This is a genomic window from Pseudomonas sp. GM102, from assembly GCF_000282555.1.
Classification (GTDB): Bacteria; Pseudomonadota; Gammaproteobacteria; order Pseudomonadales; family Pseudomonadaceae; genus Aquipseudomonas.
Genome location: NZ_AKJB01000046.1, coordinates 128,767 through 146,929, shown reverse-complemented (window position 1 = coordinate 146,929; position 18,163 = coordinate 128,767). Strand labels below are relative to the sequence as shown.

At 60.6% G+C, this 18,163-nt stretch carries 13 protein-coding genes and 1 pseudogene; 12 read left to right on the top strand and 2 right to left on the bottom strand.

Features of this window, described 5'->3' with window-relative positions; genetic code table 11:
* The 10 genes and pseudogenes from PMI18_RS20270 to PMI18_RS20315 form a co-directional block, all read left to right on the top strand.
* Nucleotides 1-439: pseudogene (locus PMI18_RS20270) on the top strand (triacylglycerol lipase); the annotation flags it as partial.
* A gap of 164 nt (nt 440-603) precedes the next feature.
* Nucleotides 604-885: a peptidylprolyl isomerase gene (locus PMI18_RS20275; protein ID WP_007898306.1), complete on the top strand. Its 282-nt coding sequence runs from the start codon at nt 604-606 to the stop codon at nt 883-885.
* 135 nt (nt 886-1,020) lie between these two features.
* Complete coding sequence (locus PMI18_RS20280) at nt 1,021-2,889, top strand: extracellular solute-binding protein (RefSeq protein WP_007898303.1); 1,869 nt, start codon at nt 1,021-1,023, stop codon at nt 2,887-2,889.
* Nucleotides 2,889-3,950, top strand: a complete 1,062-nt coding sequence (locus PMI18_RS20285; RefSeq protein WP_007898301.1) for a microcin C ABC transporter permease YejB — start codon at nt 2,889-2,891, stop codon at nt 3,948-3,950. The genes PMI18_RS20280 and PMI18_RS20285 overlap by 1 nt, the downstream gene beginning before the upstream one ends.
* The gene (locus tag PMI18_RS20290) at nt 3,950-4,972 is read left to right on the top strand and encodes an ABC transporter permease (RefSeq protein ID WP_007898300.1); all 1,023 of its coding nucleotides are present in this window, start codon (nt 3,950-3,952) and stop codon (nt 4,970-4,972) included. The genes PMI18_RS20285 and PMI18_RS20290 overlap by 1 nt, the downstream gene beginning before the upstream one ends.
* A 27-nt stretch (nt 4,973-4,999) precedes the next feature.
* Nucleotides 5,000-6,574: an ABC transporter ATP-binding protein gene (locus PMI18_RS20295; protein WP_007898299.1), complete on the top strand. Its 1,575-nt coding sequence runs from the start codon at nt 5,000-5,002 to the stop codon at nt 6,572-6,574.
* Nucleotides 6,575-6,715: 141 nt separating this feature from the next.
* Nucleotides 6,716-8,122 carry a sigma-54 interaction domain-containing protein gene (locus PMI18_RS20300; protein WP_033036152.1) on the top strand — a complete coding sequence of 469 codons (1,407 nt, stop codon included), beginning with the start codon at nt 6,716-6,718 and terminating at the stop codon, nt 8,120-8,122.
* Nucleotides 8,123-8,417: 295 nt separating this feature from the next.
* Complete coding sequence (locus PMI18_RS20305) at nt 8,418-9,809, top strand: GntP family permease (protein WP_007898291.1); 1,392 nt, start codon at nt 8,418-8,420, stop codon at nt 9,807-9,809.
* Nucleotides 9,810-9,816: 7 nt separating this feature from the next.
* Nucleotides 9,817-10,590: a 3-hydroxybutyrate dehydrogenase gene (gene hbdH, locus PMI18_RS20310; protein WP_007898289.1), complete on the top strand. Its 774-nt coding sequence runs from the start codon at nt 9,817-9,819 to the stop codon at nt 10,588-10,590.
* Nucleotides 10,591-10,721: 131 nt separating this feature from the next.
* Entirely contained in the window at nt 10,722-12,677 is a 1,956-nt protein-coding gene (locus tag PMI18_RS20315; RefSeq protein WP_007898287.1) for an acetoacetate--CoA ligase, read from the top strand.
* A gap of 200 nt (nt 12,678-12,877) precedes the next feature.
* On the opposite strand, the gene PMI18_RS20320 is transcribed toward PMI18_RS20315, so the two are convergent.
* Nucleotides 12,878-13,987, bottom strand: a complete 1,110-nt coding sequence (locus PMI18_RS20320; protein WP_007898285.1) for a PilT/PilU family type 4a pilus ATPase — start codon at nt 13,985-13,987, stop codon at nt 12,878-12,880.
* Nucleotides 13,988-14,105: 118 nt separating this feature from the next.
* Here PMI18_RS20320 and PMI18_RS20325 point away from each other — a divergent pair, with 118 nt between their 5' ends.
* Together PMI18_RS20325 and PMI18_RS20330 are read left to right on the top strand one after the other, a co-directional pair.
* The gene (locus tag PMI18_RS20325; protein WP_007898284.1) at nt 14,106-16,643 is read left to right on the top strand and encodes a PAS domain-containing hybrid sensor histidine kinase/response regulator; all 2,538 of its coding nucleotides are present in this window, start codon (nt 14,106-14,108) and stop codon (nt 16,641-16,643) included.
* 66 nt (nt 16,644-16,709) lie between these two features.
* Nucleotides 16,710-16,985 carry a peptidylprolyl isomerase gene (locus PMI18_RS20330; RefSeq protein WP_007898282.1) on the top strand — a complete coding sequence of 92 codons (276 nt, stop codon included), beginning with the start codon at nt 16,710-16,712 and terminating at the stop codon, nt 16,983-16,985.
* A 141-nt stretch (nt 16,986-17,126) separates the two neighbouring features.
* Here the strand turns inward: PMI18_RS20330 and PMI18_RS20335 are convergent, their stop codons facing one another.
* The gene (locus PMI18_RS20335; RefSeq protein ID WP_007898272.1) at nt 17,127-18,059 is read right to left on the bottom strand and encodes a sugar kinase; all 933 of its coding nucleotides are present in this window, start codon (nt 18,057-18,059) and stop codon (nt 17,127-17,129) included.
* Nucleotides 18,060-18,163 lie beyond the last annotated feature (104 nt).

Here is an 18,163-nt window from a genome sequence, read left to right as displayed (position 1 = left end):
TGGCAGCCGGCCCCTGCCACAGAACGCCATCGCAGCGCTCAATGGGCTGACCACCGAAGGCGTTGGCGCATTCAACGACAAGTACCCTCAAGGGTTACCGAAAACCTGGGGCGGCAAGGGTCGCGAACTGGTGAACGGCGTGCGCTACTATTCCTGGGGCGGCATCCTGCAGGGAAACATTCTCGATGAAGGGCTCCATGCACTCAATCCACTGCATGGGTTCCTCCGGGCCTTCTCCCACTATTTCACCACCGAAGCCGAGCAGAATGACGGCATGGTCGGCCGATTCAGCGCTCATCTGGGTAAAGTGATCCGTTCGGACTATCCGCTGGATCATCTGGACAGCCTCGGCCAGACAACCGGTCAGGTGCGCAAGGGCATCGACCCGGTCGCCCTGTATGTACAGCATGCCGAACGCTTGAGAAATGCCGGCCTTTAAGCAATGCCTTGATGCCAGGCGATAGACGGAGCTGATCTCCACGGAATTGATATTCACGGAACTGATATTCACGGAGCTGATATTCACGGAACTTTGAGAGAGAAATAGCCCACTGAATCCGGTAGGCTCCGCACTTTATTGAACATTGAATGGAGTATTTTCCCATGGCCAAAGCCACTGCCCGTCACATCCTGGTTTCCAGCGAAGAAAAGTGCAACGAACTCAAAGCCCAGATCGAGGCCGGTGCCGACTTCGCCGAAGTCGCCAAAGCCAACTCCAGCTGCCCGTCCAGCCGTCAGGGCGGTGACCTGGGTTCGTTCGGTCCGGGCCAGATGGTCAAGGAATTCGACACCGTGGTCTTCAGCGCACCGATCAACGTGGTGCAAGGCCCGGTCAAGACCCAGTTCGGTTACCACCTGCTGGAAGTGACCAGTCGTCAGGACTGATCAACGCTTGAGTTTGCTACACAACGGCCCGCCTTTTGGTGGGCCGTTGTGTTTTCGTTACGTGATACGGCTGGCGAGGGACGCGCCGCTAGCGTACAAATTGTGGTTATCGACCACCCGGCTCTAAGGCTGACAATGCGACTGGCTTTCCCCACTTTGTTGTTCACTGCCGTGGCGCTGCTATTAAGTGCCGCGGGTGTGAACGCTGCACCGCAACATGCGTTGACCGTGTACGGTGAACCGGCGAAGTATCCTGCGGGCTTCAGCCATTTTGCCTACACCAACCCGCGCGCGCCCAAGGGCGGCACGATGCGTCGCTCGGCGATGGAAATCGGGCATTTCGACCATATGCTGCCGTATATCGACAAGGGCACGGGTGTCACGCAGATCGACGGCTTGATCTACTCGCCCCTGGCCCAGCGCTCGCTCGACGAGCCCTATACCGTTTACGGCCTGGTGGCCCAACAGATGGAGCGTTCCGACGACGGGCTGTCTCTGCGTTTCTACCTGAATCCGAAGGCCCGTTTCGCCGACGGCCAGCCGATCACCGCCGAAGACGTGCGCTATACCTTCGACCTGCTGATGACCCAGGGCAGCCTGCGCTATCGCACGCAATTCGCCGACGTCAAAGGCGTCGAAGTAGAGTCAACACTCACCATTCGGTTCGACTTCAAGAGCAACGAAAACCGTACCCTGCCGCTGGACCTCGCGACCTTGCCGGTGTTTCCCGAGCACTGGTGGAAAACCCGCGACTTTGCCAGCGGCGGTGGTTACGAGCCACCGCTGGGCAGCGGGCCGTACCGCGTGAGCAAGGTCGACTCCGGGCGCAGCATCACCTTCGAGCGTAACGCCGACTGGTGGGGCAAGGATTTACCGGTCAGCCGTGGCCTCTACAACTTCGATCATTTCAGCATTGAGTACTTCGGCGATACCGACGTTGCCCGTCAGGTTCTGCGTGGCGGTGCCTACGATTACAACCGCGAGTTCTCCGCCACCGCCTATTCCATCGGCTACGAAAGCCCGGCCCTGAGCGACGGTCGCCTGCAAAAGGCTCACCTGGCCAAAGAGGCACCGCAATCGGCTCAGGGCTTTGTGTTCAACCTGCAAAACCCGATGTTCCAGGACCGTCGCGTGCGCCAGGCCCTGGCCATGCTCTGGGATTTCGAGTGGAGCAACCGGCAGATGATGCGTGAGATGTACATCCGCCAGCAGAGCTTCTTTTCCAACACCGACCTCGCCGCACGGCAACTGCCCGACGCCGGTGAACGAGCGATTCTCGAGCCGTTGCGCGGACAGGTCCCCGACGAAGTCTTTACCCAAGTCTTCGAAGCCCCGAAAACCGACGGCAGCGGCGTGATTCGCGATAAACAGTTGCAAGCCCTGGACTTGCTCGAACAGGCCGGCTGGAAACCCGATGGCGATCAGCTGGTCAATGCCCAGGGTCAACCGCTGAGCTTCACCTTCCTGGTCAGCCAGAACGGCATGGACCGATTGCTGCTGCCTTATAAGCGCACCCTGAAACAAATCGGCATCGACCTGAATATTCGCCGCATCGACGCGTCCCAGTACATAAACCGCCTGATGTCCCGGGACTACGACATGATCGTCACCGGCTACCCGGTCACCACCTCGCCGGGCAACGAGCTGTACAACTACTTTGGCTCGGCGGCGGCCAACGATCCCGGTTCCAACAACTACATGGTGCTGAAGAACCCGGCGGTCGATACGCTGGTCAACGGCCTGGTTCGTGCCACCACCCAGGCTGACATGCTGCGCTACGCCCATGCCCTGGACCGTGTCCTGCAATGGAACTTCTATTGGATTCCCAATTATTACCCGCCAGGCAGCTCGACCGTGTGGTGGAACCGCTTCGGCATTCCCTCTGTACAGGCGAGCAATGACGAAGCTATCGAGAGTTGGTGGGAAGTGAGCTCCACCCCCTTGACCAACCAACAGATGACGGCCGAGCTCATCAAACGCGGCAAACCCGGAGGGCCGCACTGATGTGGGCTTACGTACTGCGGCGCTTGCTGCTGATCATTCCGACACTGGTGATCATTCTTCTGGTCAATTTCGTTATCGTCCAGGCCGCACCGGGCGGTCCGGTGGAACAGGCCATCGCGCGCCTGCAAGGCATCGGCGGCGCAAGTGTCGGCGGCGGTTCCAGCGAAGCCGTGCAGGGCAGTTCGCGTGCCAGTCGTGGGCTCGACCCGCAGCTGATCAAAGAGATCGAAAAGCAATACGGCTTCGATAAGCCGGCACCGGAACGTCTGTGGCTGATGCTCAAGAGCTACGCCCGCCTCGACTTTGGCAAGAGCTTTTTTCGCGGTGCCACGGTCACCGACCTGATTCTGGAAAAAATGCCGGTAACCATTTCCCTCGGGCTCTGGGCCACGTTGATCACCTACTTGGTGTCGATCCCTCTGGGCATCCGCAAGGCCGTGCACCATGGCAGTCATTTCGATATCTGGAGCAGCACCGCGATCATCATCGGTTACGCCATGCCGGCGTTCCTGTTCGCGATGTTCCTGATTGTGGTCTTCGCTGGAGGCACCTCGTTGAACTGGTTCCCGGTGCGCGGGCTGGTCTCGGACAATTTCGAGTCGCTGTCGACCCTGGGCAAAATCACCGATTACTTCTGGCATCTCGTGCTGCCGGTGACAGCGCTGGTGATCGGCGGTTTCGCCACCCTGACCATCCTCACGAAAAACTCCTTCCTTAATGAAATCACCCGCCAATACGTGGTTACCGCGCGGGCGAAGGGCTTGAGCGAGCGCCGGGTGCTTTACGGCCATGTGTTTCGCAATGCCATGCTGCTGGTGGTGTCGGGGATTCCGCAGGCCTTCATCAGCGTCTTTTTTGCCGGCTCGCTGCTGATCGAAGTGATCTTCTCCCTCGACGGCCTGGGGCGCATGAGTTACGAAGCCGCGGTATCACGGGACTATCCGGTGGTATTCGGTTCGCTGTTCATCTTCACCTTGTTCGGCCTGCTGATAAAAATCATCGGCGATCTTTGCTACACCCTGGTCGACCCGCGTATCGACTTCGCCGCGAGGAACGCCTGATGTTCAAGCTTTCGCCGCTGGGCCGTCGCCGTTTCGACCGCTTCAAGAAAAACCGTCGGGGCTGGTGGTCGCTGTGGTTGTTTATCGGCCTGTTCCTGCTGACCCTGGGCGGAGAGCTGATCGCCAACGACCAACCGCTGATGGTCAGTTATCAGGGCTCGCTGTACTTCCCGGCATTCAAACGCCACACCGAACAGGAATTTGGCGGGCAACTGCCGTTCCAGGCCGACTACCGCAGCGATTACGTACAGAAGCTGATTCACAAGGATGGCGGCTGGATACTGTTCCCACCGATCCCGTTCAGCGACGACACGCCCAATTACGACCTCAACCAACCGGCACCGAGCCCGCCGTCGAAGGTCAACTGGCTGGGCACCGACGATCAGGCCCGGGATGTGTTGGCCCGGGTGATCTTCGGGGCGCGGGTGTCGATTCTGTTCGCGCTGGCGCTGACCTTCATCAGTGCCTTGATCGGCATCGCCGCCGGTGCGCTGCAAGGCTACTACGGCGGCTGGGTTGACCTGCTCGGCCAGCGCTTGCTGGAAGTCTGGTCGGGGCTGCCGGTGCTGTACCTGCTGATCATTCTGTCGGGCTTCGTCGAGCCGAATTTCTGGTGGCTGCTGGGGATCATGGCGCTGTTTTCCTGGCTGGCGCTGGTGGACGTGGTGCGCGCCGAGTTCCTGCGCGGGCGCAACCTGGAATACGTCAAGGCCGCCCGTGCGCTGGGCCTGACCGACCGTAAGGTGATCGTGCGGCACATTCTGCCCAACGCGATGAACGCCACCCTGAGCTATTTGCCGTTCATTTTGACCGGGGCGATTTCCACCCTCACGGCGCTGGATTTTCTCGGCTTCGGCATGCCGGCCGGCAGCGCGTCCCTGGGCGAGTTGATCGGTCAAGGCAAGCAGAACCTGCAAGCGCCGTGGCTGGGGCTGACGGCGTTTTTCACCCTGGCGCTGATTCTTTCTCTACTGGTGTTCATCGGCGAGGCATTACGTGATGCCTTTGATCCACGCTCTTGATCGACAACCATGACACGGACTGGTGATATGACTGACAACCTGATCGAAATCCGTGACCTTACCGTGGCCTTCAGCGGCCAGGCCGTGGTGCGCAACCTGTGCCTGGACATCCGCCCCGGCGAATGCCTGGCGCTGGTCGGCGAATCGGGTTCCGGCAAATCGGTGACCGCCCACTCGATCCTGCAACTGCTGCCCGAGACCGGCACTGAAACCACCGGCAGCATTCGCTATCGCGGCCAGGAGTTGATCGGCACCGACATCAAGACCTTACGCGAGCTGCGCGGCAACCGGATCGCGATGATCTTCCAGGAGCCGATGACCTCCCTCAATCCGCTGCACAGCGTTGAAAAGCAGATCGGCGAAACTCTGCTGCTGCACCGAGGGTTGGGCGGCAAAGCGGCGCAAGCAAGGATTCTCGAGTTGCTGCAACTGGTAGGCATCCAGAAGCCCGAAGAACGGCTCAAGGCTTATCCCCATCAACTCTCCGGCGGCCAGCGGCAACGGGTGATGATCGCCATGGCCCTGGCCTGCGAGCCGGAATTGCTGATCGCCGACGAGCCGACCACCGCGCTGGATGTGACGGTGCAACGCAAGATCCTGCTGCTACTCAAATCCCTGCAACAGCGGCTCGGCATGTCGCTGCTGTTGATCAGCCACGACCTCAATCTGGTGCGCAGCATCGCCCAGCGGGTGTGCGTGATGAAGGCCGGGGAAATCGTCGAACAGGCGCCTTGCGAGACACTGTTCACCGAGCCGAAACATCCTTACAGCTGCGTACTATTGAACGCCGAACCGGAAGGCGAAGCCCTGCCCCGGGACGAGCGTGAAAAAGTGCTGGAAGTGGATAATCTGCAGGTGCAGTTCGCCATCGGTGGTGGCCTGTTTCAGCGTAAAACTTACCTGCGCGCGGTGGACGGTATCAGCCTGAATGTTCAGCGCGGCAAGACGTTGGGCATCGTCGGTGAATCAGGTTCGGGCAAGTCCACACTCGGTCAGGCGATCCTGCGCTTGCTCGACTCGGAGGGCAGCATTCGCTTTCAGGGTGAGGCCCTGGATGGCTTGACGCAAAAGCAGCTACGACCGTGGCGCAAGAAGATGCAGGTGGTGTTCCAGGACCCCTTCGGCAGTCTCAGCCCGCGAATGTCCGTGGCGCAGATCATCAGTGAAGGCCTTGAGGTTCACAGCCAGTCCACCCCGGATGAATGTGAAGCCCAGGTGATCCGGGTGCTGGAAGAAGTCGGTCTCGACCCGCAAAGCCGTCATCGCTACCCACACGAATTCTCCGGCGGCCAACGCCAGCGCATCGCCATTGCCCGCGCACTGGTGCTGAAACCGGCGCTGATCCTGCTCGACGAACCAACCTCGGCGCTGGATCGCACGGTGCAAAAACAAGTGGTCGCCCTGCTCCGTCAGCTTCAGGAAAAACATGGCCTGACCTACCTGTTCATCAGTCACGACCTGGCGGTGATACGCGCCCTGGCCCACGACATGATCGTGATCAAGGACGGCAAAGTGGTGGAAAGCGGTGCCAGCCACGATGTGTTCGACTCGCCGCAGCATCCCTACACCAAAGAGCTGTTGGCGGCGGCGCATCCGGGGTAGGCATAATCGGCGGCATGCCGTTGGATCGCGTCGCGGCCTTCGCGGGCAAGCCTCGCTCCTACAGATCACCTCGACCTGTAGGAGCGAGGCTTGCCCGCGAAGGCGCCCGCACAGACACCACACATTCTGGACATGACACCGATGAACACCACCGAAAGCCTCAAGGACTACCAGCGCGTTCGCACCCTGGCGATCCGTTCGCTGTTCGAAATCATCGAGCAATCGAGCGAAGGCACGGTGATTGTCGACCGCGATGCGAACATCGTCTGGATGAATGAGCGTTATGCCCGGCGTTTCGGTCTGGAGTCGGCCGCAGGTGCGATCGGCAGGGCCTGTGAAAGCGTGATCCCCGGTAGCCTGTTGCGCGAGGTGGTGCGCACCGGACGCCCCATCCTGCTGGACATGCAGGACACCCCCAAGGAACCGCTGGTGGTGATGCGCCTGCCGATTCACGACGATGCCGGCGCGGTGATCGGCGCCATCGGCTTTGCCCTGTTCGATGAATTGCGCAGCCTGTCGCCGATGCTCAAGCGCTACCTGAGCATGCAGGAAGAACTGGCGTCCACCCGCTCGCTGCTGCGAGCGCGGCAGACCAAGTACAACTTCGCCCACTTCATCGGCACCAGCGCCGCCAGCCTGGAAGTCAAACGTCGCGCCCGGCGCAGCGCCAGTGCCGAGTCTCCGGTGTTGTTGCTCGGCGAAACCGGTACTGGTAAGGAGCTGCTGGCCCAGGCAATTCACGGCGCCTCGCCTCGGGCCCACAAAGCGTTCGTCAGCATCAACAGCGCGGCGATCCCCGAATCGCTGCTGGAAGCCGAGTTCTTTGGCACCGCCCCCGGCGCGTTCACCGGCGCCGATCGCAAGGGCCGCACCGGCAAGTTGCAAATCGCTCAGGGCGGCACGCTGTTTCTCGATGAGATCGGCGACATGCCGCTGCCGCTGCAAAGCAAGTTGCTGCGGGTGTTGCAGGAAAAGGAATTCGAGCCCGTAGGCTCCAACGAAGTGATCCAGAGCGATGTGCGGGTGATCGCGGCCACCTCCACCGATCTGGAAGCGGCAATCAAACGCGGCGAGTTTCGTGCCGATTTGTATTACCGCCTCAATGTGCTGCCGATTCAGGTCCCGCCCTTGCGTGATCGCCTCGACGACCTGCCGGCCCTCAGTGAAGCGATTCTCGAAGAGCTGCGCAGTCAGCACGAACTGAACCCCGAAGCTTTGGATTTGTTGGGTCAACACGCCTGGCCGGGGAACATCCGCGAACTGCGCAATGTTCTGGAGCGCGCGGCGTTGCTCAGTGATGATTTGATGCTGAACGTGGGGGATATCCGAGCGGCGATTGGCAGCTTTACGCCAGTGCAACGTGTGGCGCCTCTGCCCCTTCAACCGATTGCCCATGAAACCTTCAGCGAAGCTCGTGAACGGTTTGATCGGCAGTTGATTGAAACCGCCCTCGCGCAATGCGACGGGAAGGTTATTGAAGCCGCGGCGCGTTTGGGGCTGGGGCGGTCGACGTTGTACAAGAAGATGGTGGCGTTGGGGATTGCCTAGTCTCGATAAAGAGACATTGATCTCTATTGGTAGACGCGGCCTCTTCGCGGGCAAGCCTCGCTCCTACAGGTAACGCAATGGCGTAAATATCCCCAATCCTGTAGGAGCGAGGCTTGCCCGCGAAAGCATCAGCCCAGCCACCAAAAATCTCAATACAGAGACAAAAACTCGTACATCCGCCCCTCTAATAAATAATTTCTTTAAATTTCAACAACTTACCTTCTGGCACGAAACTCGCTATAGCCCTTCCCACAAAGCTTCACCCTACAAAAATAACAATCGAAGGAGACACACCATGAGTGTGATCATTGCCTTGGCAGCTCTTACGCTGCTGATGGTGGCTGCTTACCGTGGCTACAGCGTTATCCTCTTTGCCCCCATCGCCGCCCTCGGCGCCGTCCTGCTCACCGACCCTTCCGCCGTTGCCCCAGTCTTCACCGGGGTGTTCATGGAAAAAATGGTCGGCTTCGTCAAACTGTATTTCCCGGTGTTCCTGCTCGGTGCCGTATTCGGCAAGCTGATCGAGTTGTCGGGCTTCTCCCGTTCCATCGTCGCAGCAGCCATTCGCTTGCTCGGCACTCGCCAGGCGATGCTGGTGATCGTGCTGGTCTGCGCCCTGCTCACTTACGGCGGCGTGTCGCTGTTTGTGGTGGTGTTTGCGGTCTACCCGTTTGCCGCCGAGATGTTCCGCCAGAGCAATATCCCCAAGCGCCTGATCCCGGCGACCATCGCCCTCGGCGCGTTCTCGTTCACAATGGACGCCCTGCCCGGCACGCCGCAGATCCAGAACATCATCCCCAGCACCTTCTTCAACACCACCGCCTGGGCCGCGCCGTGGCTGGGTGTGATCGGCACGATTTTCGTGTTCTGCGCCGGCATGCTGTTCCTGCAGAGCCAGCGCAACAAGGCCCAGCGCAGCGGTGAAGGGTATGGTTCAGCGCTGCGCAACGAGCCGGAAACCGCGCCGGACATCAAGCTGCCCAACCCGTGGATCGCGCTCTCGCCGCTGTTGATGGTGGGCCTGATGAACCTGCTGTTCACCCGCTGGATTCCGCTGTGGTACGGCAAGACGCACAGCCTCTCGTTGCCAGGCATGGCAGCACCGGTGACCACCGACATCGCCAAACTGACGGCGATCTGGGCGGTCCAGGCGGCCTTGCTGGTGGGCATCGTCATGGTGCTGGTGTTCGCCTTTCAGACGATTCGCGGCAAGTTGGCCGAAGGCAGCAAAAGTGCGGTCAGCGGCGCACTGCTGGCGGCGATGAACACCGCGTCGGAATACGGTTTCGGTGCAGTGATCGCCTCGCTGCCGGGTTTTCTCGTGCTGTCCGGCTGGCTCAAGAGCATTCCCAACCCGCTGGTCAACGAAGCGGTTACCGTGACCCTGCTGGCCGGCATCACCGGCTCGGCGTCGGGCGGCATGAGCATTGCGCTGGCGGCGATGTCCGAGACGTTCATCAGCGCTGCCCACGCCGCCAATATCCCGCTGGAAGTGCTGCACCGGGTCGCCGCGATGGCCAGTGGCGGCATGGACACCCTGCCGCACAACGGCGCGGTGATTACTTTGCTGGCGGTCACCGGTTTGACCCACCGCGAAGCCTACAAAGACATTTTCTGTATTACGCTGATCAAGACACTCGCTGTTTTTGTGGTGATCGGTACTTTCTACGCCACTGGCATTGTGTGAGGTATTCATGACGACTCTTTCGGGCAAGACCGCACTGGTCACCGGTTCCACCAGCGGCATCGGCCTTGGGATCGCCCTGAGCCTGGCCAAGGCCGGCGCCAACCTGATCCTCAACGGTTTCGGCGATGCGTCCAAAGTGATTGCCGAAGTCGAACAATTCGGCGGCAAGGTCGGCCATCACCCCGCCGACGTCAGCGACCCGGCGCAGATCGCCGACATGATCGAGTACGCCGAGCGGGAGTTCGGCGGCGTGGATATCCTGGTCAACAACGCGGGCATCCAGCATGTGGCGTCGGTGGAAGATTTTCCGGTGGAGCGCTGGGACTCGATCATTGCGATCAACCTGTCGTCGGTGTTTCACGGCACCCGTTTGAGCTTGCCGGGGATGCGCACCAAGGGCTGGGGACGGATCATCAACATTGCGTCAGTGCATGGCCAGGTCGGTTCGGTGGGCAAGGCGGCATACGTCGCGGCCAAGCATGGCGTGATCGGTTTGACCAAGGTGGTCGGTCTGGAAACCGCTACGACGAATATCACCTGCAATGCCATTTGCCCGGGTTGGGTGCTGACGCCGCTGGTGCAAAAGCAGATTGATGATCGCGCCGCGACCGGGATCGACCCGCAGCAGGCGCAACATGATTTGCTGGCAGAGAAGCAGCCGTCGCTGGAGTTCGTGACGCCGCCGCAGCTGGGTGAGTTGGTGCTGTTTTTATGCAGCGAAGCCGGTAGCCAGGTGCGTGGCGCTGCGTGGAATATTGATGGTGGGTGGTTGGCGCAGTAACCCGCCGCCAAACCGCGTTATCGTTCTTCGCGGGCAAGCCTCGCTCCTACAGGTTTTGTGTCGAACCCCTTACCCTGTAGGAGCGAGGCTTGCCCGCGAACAGATCTGAAGACAGAAGAAGAGGCCCAGCCATGTCCGACATCCTCTGGCAACCCGGCACCGAGCGCATCGGTAAGTCCCGCATGGAGGCCTTTCGGCGCTCGATCAATCAGCGACATAACCTCAAGATCGCCGACTACCCTGCCCTGCACCAGTGGAGCATCGATCAGCGCGAAGCTTTCTGGCAGGCCATCGTCGATTTCTTCGACATCCGTTTTCACGATCAGCCAGACGCGGTGCTGATTGAGGGCGCACAGATGCCCAGCGCCCAGTGGTTCCCCGGCGCCACGCTGAACTTCGCCGAGCACCTGCTGCGCCGTCGCGACGATGCCGTGGCGGTGGTGGCCATTGGCGAAAACGGCCAACGGGAACAACTGACCTGGGCCGAACTGGCGAGCCATGTCGCCGGTTTTCAAAACGGTCTGAAAGCCGCCGGCGTCGGCCTCGGCGACCGCGTGGCCGCGTGCATGCCAAACACCTGGCAAACCCTGGTAGCCATGCTCGCCACCACCAGTCTGGGTGCGATCTGGTCTTGTTCCTCGCCCGACTTCGGTACTCATGGGGTGATCGACCGCTTTGGCCAGATCGAGCCGAAAGTGCTGATCACCTGCGCCGGTTACCGTTACGCCGGCAAAGAGATCGACCAGACCGCCAAGGTCAATGAAATCCTCGGGCAACTGCCGTCCTTGCAGCAGTTGATCGTTGTGCCTTATGCACGACCCCAGGCACGCATCGAAGACTTTCGCAGCCAGGCCACCGTGACGCTCTGGGACGATTTCTACGACCCGGGCGGCGAGCCGCAATTCGTTCCCGTGCCCTTCGCCCATCCGCTGTACATCCTCTACTCCAGCGGCACCACCGGCGTGCCGAAATGCATTGTGCACAGCACCGGCGGCGTGCTGCTGCAACACGTCAAAGAACATGGCCTGCACACCGATCTCGGCCCCGGCGACCGTTTGTTCTACTACACCACGTGCGGCTGGATGATGTGGAACTGGCTGGTCTCGGCCTTGGCCGTCGACAGCGCCGTGGTGCTTTACGACGGCTCGCCATTTCATCCAGGCCCGGAGCGCTTGATCGACCTGATCGACGACGAACGCATCAACGTCTTCGGCACCAGCCCCAAGTTCCTCACCGCACTGGAAAGCAATGGCCTGAAGCCCTGCGACAGTCATGACCTGGGCAGCCTGAAAACCGTGCTGTCCACCGGTTCTGCACTGTCGCCGCAAAGCTTCGATTACGTCTACCGCGCGTTCAAGTCCGACCTGTGCCTGTCCTCAATGTCCGGCGGCACCGACATCGTTTCGTGCTTTGTGATCGGTAACCCAGTGCTGCCGGTGCGCCGCGGCGAAATGCAGTGCAAGGGCCTGGGCATGGCGGTGGAAGTCTGGAACGACGCCGGTACACCTGTGATTGGTGAAAAAGGCGAACTGGTGTGCACCCGGCATTTTCCGGCCATGCCCATCGGTTTGTGGCATGACCCGGACGGGGAGAAGCTGCGAAAGTCCTATTTCAGCCTGTTCCCCGGCGTCTGGGCCCAGGGCGATTACGCCGAGCAACTGCCCCACGGTGGCATGTTGATCCACGGGCGTTCCGATGCCGTGCTCAACCCCGGAGGCGTGCGCATCGGCACGGCGGAAATCTACCGTCAGGTAGAGAAAGTCCCGCAGGTGCTGGACAGCGTTGCCATCGGCCAGCAATGGCAGGATGACGTGCGGGTGGTGCTGTTCGTGAAGTTGCGTGACGGTGTCGAGCTGGACGAAGCGCTGCAACAACAGATTCGCCAGGTCATCCGCGCCAACACCACACCGCGGCACGTGCCGGCGAAGATTGTCGCGGTGACGGACATTCCGCGGACCATCAGCGGCAAGGTGGTCGAGCTGGCGGTGAGGAATGTGGTGCATGGCCAGAAGGTGAAGAACACCGATGCACTGGCCAATCCCGAGGCATTGGAGCAGTTTCGCGACCGCCCCGAATTGAATGACTGAAACGTAGATCCACTGTGGGAGCGGGCTTATGTGGCGAGGGGGGCTTGCCCCCGTTGGAGTGCGAAGCGCTCCCAAAGCCAGTGGATGTGGTGCGTCAGTGAAACCGCGTCGTCCGATTTGCGACTGCTACGCAGCCGAACGGGGGCAAGCCCCCTCGCCATACAGGCTTGCTCCCACATTTTTGATCAGCGCCGGCCCCTTCAGTCCATCAAATTCCACTCACCCGGCGGTGTATGGGGCCCGGGCGTAGCCTCGGCGTGCATTTTCAGGCGCAGGCGCAAGTTGTTCACCGAATCTGCATGTTTCAACGCCTCTGCCTCATCAATCGCGCCCTCGGCAAACAGCCCGAACAGCGCACCATCAAAGGTCTGCATTCCCGCTTCTGACGACTTCTCCATAATCCCCTTGAGCTCGCCAAACTCATTGCGCCGGATCAGATCGCCGATGGTTGGCGTTCCCAGCATCACCTCCACCGCCGCCCGACGCTGCCCATCGCGGGTACGCACCAAACGTTGGGAAACAAAGGCCTTGAGGTTATTGCCCAGGTCATGGAGCAGTTGCGTCCGGCGTTCTTCGGGAAAGAAGTTAATCACGCGGTCCAGTGCCTGATTGGCGTTGTGCGCATGCAAAGTGGAAATGACCAGATGACCGGTATCGGCAAACGCCAGCGCGTGTTCCATAGTCTCGCGATCGCGGATCTCGCCGATCAGCACCACGTCCGGCGCCTGGCGCAGGGTGTTTTTCAACGCTGCATGAAAACTGCGGGTGTCTACGCCGACCTCACGCTGGTTGATGATCGACTTCTTGTGCCGATGGATAAACTCGACCGGGTCTTCGATGGTGATGATATGCCCGCTGCTGTGGCGGTTGCGGTAATCGATCAGCGCCGCCAGCGAGGTCGACTTGCCCGAACCGGTCGAACCGACGAACAATATCAGCCCCTGTTTGAGCATGACGGTTTCAAGCAGCACCGGTGGCAGCTTGAGGTCTTCGAAGCGTGGAATGTCGAGTTTGATGTTGCGCGCCACGATAGACACATCGTTGCGCTGCTTGAAGATATTGAGCCGAAAGCGCCCGACGCCGGCCAGGGAAAGCGCCAGGTTCATTTCCAGTTCGCGATCGAACTCCAGGCGCTGTTCGGCGTCCATGATGGACGCGGCAATGGCTGCGATTTCTCCGGGCTTGAACGGTTGCTCAGCCAGGGCTTTTAGCACACCGTCAAATTTCGCGCTGGGTGGCGCGCCCGTGGACAAGTAAAGATCGGAGCCATTGCGGCTGGCCAGAATCTGCAACAGTGCATCGATTTCCATGGCAAAAAACACCCGCGAAGCATTCAATGAAAAAATGACCCCAAACGGGTCATCCAGCGTCTACCGCCATGCAAGGATAGTAGACGCCGCCACACCGACTGACACGCAGGACATTGTGATGAACGCACCACCGACCGCCAGCGACGCCCAGGCCTTGATTGCCCGACTGGACTGGACAAACAACCCGCTGGGCGCCGCTGATCACTGGCCGCAGAGCCTGCGCACCGCCGTGGACATTGTGATTCACTCGCCAATGCCAATGCTGTTGCTGTGGGGCCCGCAGCTCACCCAGATCTACAACGACGGCTTCGCCTTCCTCGCCGGCAGCAAGCACCCTCACGCTTTCGGACAACCGACACACCTGATCTGGCCAGAACTGAAAGACTTTACCGACCCGATTTACAGCGCCGTCCTACAGGGTCAGGTGCGGACTTACAGCGAACAGCGCTTCACCTTGCAGCGCGACGGGCGAGATTCCGACTTCTGGCTGGATTTGACCTACAGCCCCATTCGCAATGAAAGCGCCGAGGTCGCCGGGATTCTGGTCACGGCCATCGAAACCAACGAACGCCGCCGCATCGCCCTGGAACTCGAACAACGCTCCGCCGCCAGCCTCAAGGCCCAGCACGAAACCGAACAGCGCCTGCAACTGGCGCTGGCCGCCACCGATGCCGTCGGCACCTGGGACTGGGACATCGGCGAAGACCGTTTCATCGCCGATGCCCACTTCGCGCAATTACATGGCGTCGATCCGGCCATGGCCAGCCAGTTGCCCATCAGCGAATACCTCCACGGCGTACACCCGGAAGACCGCGCGATGATTGCCCGCAGCATCAAGCACTGCATCACCCATGGCAGCGAGTACGCCGAGGAATATCGCTTGCTGCAGCCAGACGGCCAATTGCGCTGGGTGTTTGCCCGAGGCCGCTGCTACAAGGATCATCATGGTCGGCCGATTCGTTTCCTTGGCGCCGCACTCGACCTGACCGAACGCAAACACATCGAACAGGCCTTGCGCCAGAGCCAGACCGAGCTGCAACTGATCATTAACGCCATGCCGATCCTGATCAGTTACGTCGACAGTGAGGAGCGCTTTCGCCTCAACAATGCCGCCTATCTGGAATGGTACGGCCTGACGCCCCAGGAACTTTACGGCCGCACCATCCGTGAAGTGCTGGGCGACGAAGCCTATGCCCTGCGCGCCGAATACATTGCCGAGGCGCTGAAAGGCAAGGCTTGCAGTTTCAGCATCAGCGCCGCGCACCGCGATGGCAGCACCCGCCAGGCCCTGATGAACTACCTGCCGCGTCATGGCGCGGACGGCGCGGTCAATGGTTTTTACATTTTCGTGATCGACGAAACCGAGCGCAAACAGACCGAAGAGGCCCTGCGCAATCTCAACGAAACCCTTGAAGAACGTGTGAGCGCCCGCACTCAACAACTGGCCGAAGCCAACCAGCGGCTGCAAAACGAGATGTTCGAGCGCGAGCGTGCCGAAGACGCCTTGCGGCATGCGCAAAAAATGGAAGCGGTGGGACAGCTCACCGGCGGCATCGCCCATGACTTCAACAACATGCTCACCGGGATCATCGGCAGCCTCGATTTGATGCAGCGCTACATCGCCGACGGGCGTGCCGCCGAGATCGGTCGCTTTACCGAAGCCGCGGTGTCCTCGGCCCACCGCGCCGCCGCCCTGACCCATCGCCTGCTGGCGTTCTCCCGGCGTCAGTCGCTGGATCGCAAGCCACTGAATGCCAACCATCTGGTGCATTCCCTGGAAGATTTGTTCCGCCGGACCAAGGGCGACTCTATCGAGCTCAAAATAAAGCTGGCCGATGAAGTCTGGCCTGTCAGCACTGACGTCAGCCAACTGGAAAACGCCTTGCTCAACCTCGTCATCAATGCCCGGGATGCGATGCCCGAAGGTGGCGAGCTGCTGATCGAAACCGCCAACGTTCATCTTGACGGTAGCGACATCACCCCACTGGAACCGGTCAGGGCCGGGGATTACCTGATGATTGCCGTCAGCGACAACGGCGCCGGCATGACCCCGTCAGTGTTGGCCAAGGCCTTCGATCCGTTCTTCACCACCAAACCCATCGGCCAGGGCACCGGCCTTGGACTGTCGATGATCTATGGTTTCGCCCAGCAGTCAGGCGGGCACGTCAGCCTTCACAGCTTGCCGGGCCAGGGCACCTGCGTTCGCCTGTATTTGCCACGGCTGCACGTTGCGGTGCCGGAGCACACTCTGGAACCGCTCAACGGTGAAACACCGGCAGCGGTCGCCGGTGAAACCGTGGTGTTGGTGGAAGACGATCCGGCGGTGCGCATGCTCGTGCTCGACCTGCTCAATGAGTTGGGTTATCACGCCCATGAAGCCGAAGACGCGAAGGCCGCCCTGCCCTTGCTGGAATCCGATCTGCGGGTCGATCTGTTGGTCACCGATGTCGGGCTGCCGGGCATGAACGGTCGGCAACTGGCGGAAATCGCGCGTCAGCATCGCCCGGGTCTGAAGGTGCTGTTCATGACCGGTTATGCGGAGAAAGCCGCCGAACGCCAGGGGTTCCTGGAGGAAGGCATGGACATGGTGGCCAAACCCTTTTCCATTGATCTGTTGGCCAACAAGATTCGCACGATGATCGGCCAAGCGGACTGAGTTAAGGCATAATCGCGCGCCCCACGCTGGCACCAACATAGCCACCACCGTTGCAAGGTACTGCCAATGAAAGCCCAAGCCCGCCATATCCTGGTGAAAACCTCGGAAGAAGCCGAGCAGCTCAAACAACGCATCGCCAAGGGCGAAGCCTTCGATGTGCTGGCCAAGAAATACTCCACGTGCCCGTCCGGCAAACGCGGCGGCGACCTGGGCGAAGTACGGCCCGGGCAGATGGTCGGCGTGATCGATGCGGTGATCTTCAAAAAACCACTGCGGGTGGTGCATGGGCCGATCAAGAGCAAGTTTGGTTATCACCTGGTGCAGGTGTTTTACCGGGATTGATGGGCTTGGCTTTAGGGCCTCATCGCGGGCAAGCCCGCTCCCACAGGGATTGTGAATTGCCACAGATTGCAGCCACACCAAAAAACCTGTGGGAGCGGGCTTGCCCGCGATCCGGTTGCGCAGCAAGCGGCCATCCACCGCTTATCTCGGGATCAGTGCCCCCGGCACCTGAATCACCCGACTCGCCAACCGATGCCCCGCCTCGGCAGCCTCGACCGGGCTGCCACCCTTGAGCCGACACGCCAAATACGCAGCACTGAACGAATCTCCTGCCGCCGTGGTGTCTACCACCCGCTCGACCACCTGCGCCGGCACTTCGAACGACTCTCCATCGCAGTGAATCAGACACGCCTCGGCCCCGCGCTTGAGCACCACTTCCGGCGTGCCCATTTGCTCGTAAGCGGCAAACACTGCCGCGCAATCGGAAAAGTGGAACAGCGCCTGCTCATCGTCAACCGTCAGCAACGCCAGGTCGATATAGGGCAGAACACTGCGATAAGCCGCTCGTGCTTCCTCGATCGACGCCCACAAGCGTGGCCGGTAGTTGTTGTCGAACACAATTCGCGCATCCCGCTGCCGGGCTTCGATCAGGGTTTCCAGGAGTTTTTCCCGCCCCTGCACACCGAGCACCGCCAGGGTGATGCCGCTGAAATACAACACGTCGTAATCCGGCAGCGCCGCCAGAATCGGCGCGGCCGCCGGGGTGGTGAAGCAATCGCGCACGGCCGCTTCATTGCGCCAGTAGAGAAAGCGCCGCTCGCCGGCCGCGTCGGTCTGGATGCAATACAGGCCGGGCAAACGACCGGGCAAACGCTGAACCATGTCCAAGCCAATGTTTTCGCTGGCCCAGCTCTGGCACATCGCATCGCTGAAACTGTCATCGCCCAGAGCAGTGACGTAATCCACCGTGCCGCCATCGCCCAGCTCACGGGCCAGGTAGACCGCCGTGTTCAGGGTATCGCCGCCGAAGCTTTGTTGCAGCGTGCCATCGGCGCGCTGCTGTAATTCGATCATGCATTCGCCGATCAGGGCGATGCGCGGGGTGTTGGGGCCGAGGGGGCTGATGCTGGTCATTGATGTGGTGTCTCTGGTGTTTCGGTGGTGTCTGGATGGCCGCCTTCGCGGGCAAGCCTCGCTCCTACAGGTTCTGTGTCGAACCCAAAATCAACCACATACCT

What these genes read in the sequence shown, in the direction of transcription:
- PMI18_RS20290 (WP_007898300.1), top strand. Translation starts at nt 3,950, where the DNA reads ATGTTCAAGCTTTCGCCGCTGGGCCGTCGCCGTTTCGACCGCTTCAAG.
- hbdH (WP_007898289.1), top strand. Translation starts at nt 9,817, where the DNA reads ATGACGACTCTTTCGGGCAAGACCGCACTGGTCACCGGTTCCACCAGC.
- PMI18_RS20305 (WP_007898291.1), top strand. Translation starts at nt 8,418, where the DNA reads ATGAGTGTGATCATTGCCTTGGCAGCTCTTACGCTGCTGATGGTGGCT.
- PMI18_RS20285 (WP_007898301.1), top strand. Translation starts at nt 2,889, where the DNA reads ATGTGGGCTTACGTACTGCGGCGCTTGCTGCTGATCATTCCGACACTG.
- PMI18_RS20320 (WP_007898285.1), bottom strand. Translation starts at nt 13,987, where the DNA reads ATGGAAATCGATGCACTGTTGCAGATTCTGGCCAGCCGCAATGGCTCC.
- PMI18_RS20280 (WP_007898303.1), top strand. Translation starts at nt 1,021, where the DNA reads ATGCGACTGGCTTTCCCCACTTTGTTGTTCACTGCCGTGGCGCTGCTA.
- PMI18_RS20295 (WP_007898299.1), top strand. Translation starts at nt 5,000, where the DNA reads ATGACTGACAACCTGATCGAAATCCGTGACCTTACCGTGGCCTTCAGC.
- PMI18_RS20330 (WP_007898282.1), top strand. Translation starts at nt 16,710, where the DNA reads ATGAAAGCCCAAGCCCGCCATATCCTGGTGAAAACCTCGGAAGAAGCC.
- PMI18_RS20335 (WP_007898272.1), bottom strand. Translation starts at nt 18,059, where the DNA reads ATGACCAGCATCAGCCCCCTCGGCCCCAACACCCCGCGCATCGCCCTG.
- PMI18_RS20315 (WP_007898287.1), top strand. Translation starts at nt 10,722, where the DNA reads ATGTCCGACATCCTCTGGCAACCCGGCACCGAGCGCATCGGTAAGTCC.
- PMI18_RS20300 (WP_033036152.1), top strand. Translation starts at nt 6,716, where the DNA reads ATGAACACCACCGAAAGCCTCAAGGACTACCAGCGCGTTCGCACCCTG.
- PMI18_RS20325 (WP_007898284.1), top strand. Translation starts at nt 14,106, where the DNA reads ATGAACGCACCACCGACCGCCAGCGACGCCCAGGCCTTGATTGCCCGA.
- PMI18_RS20275 (WP_007898306.1), top strand. Translation starts at nt 604, where the DNA reads ATGGCCAAAGCCACTGCCCGTCACATCCTGGTTTCCAGCGAAGAAAAG.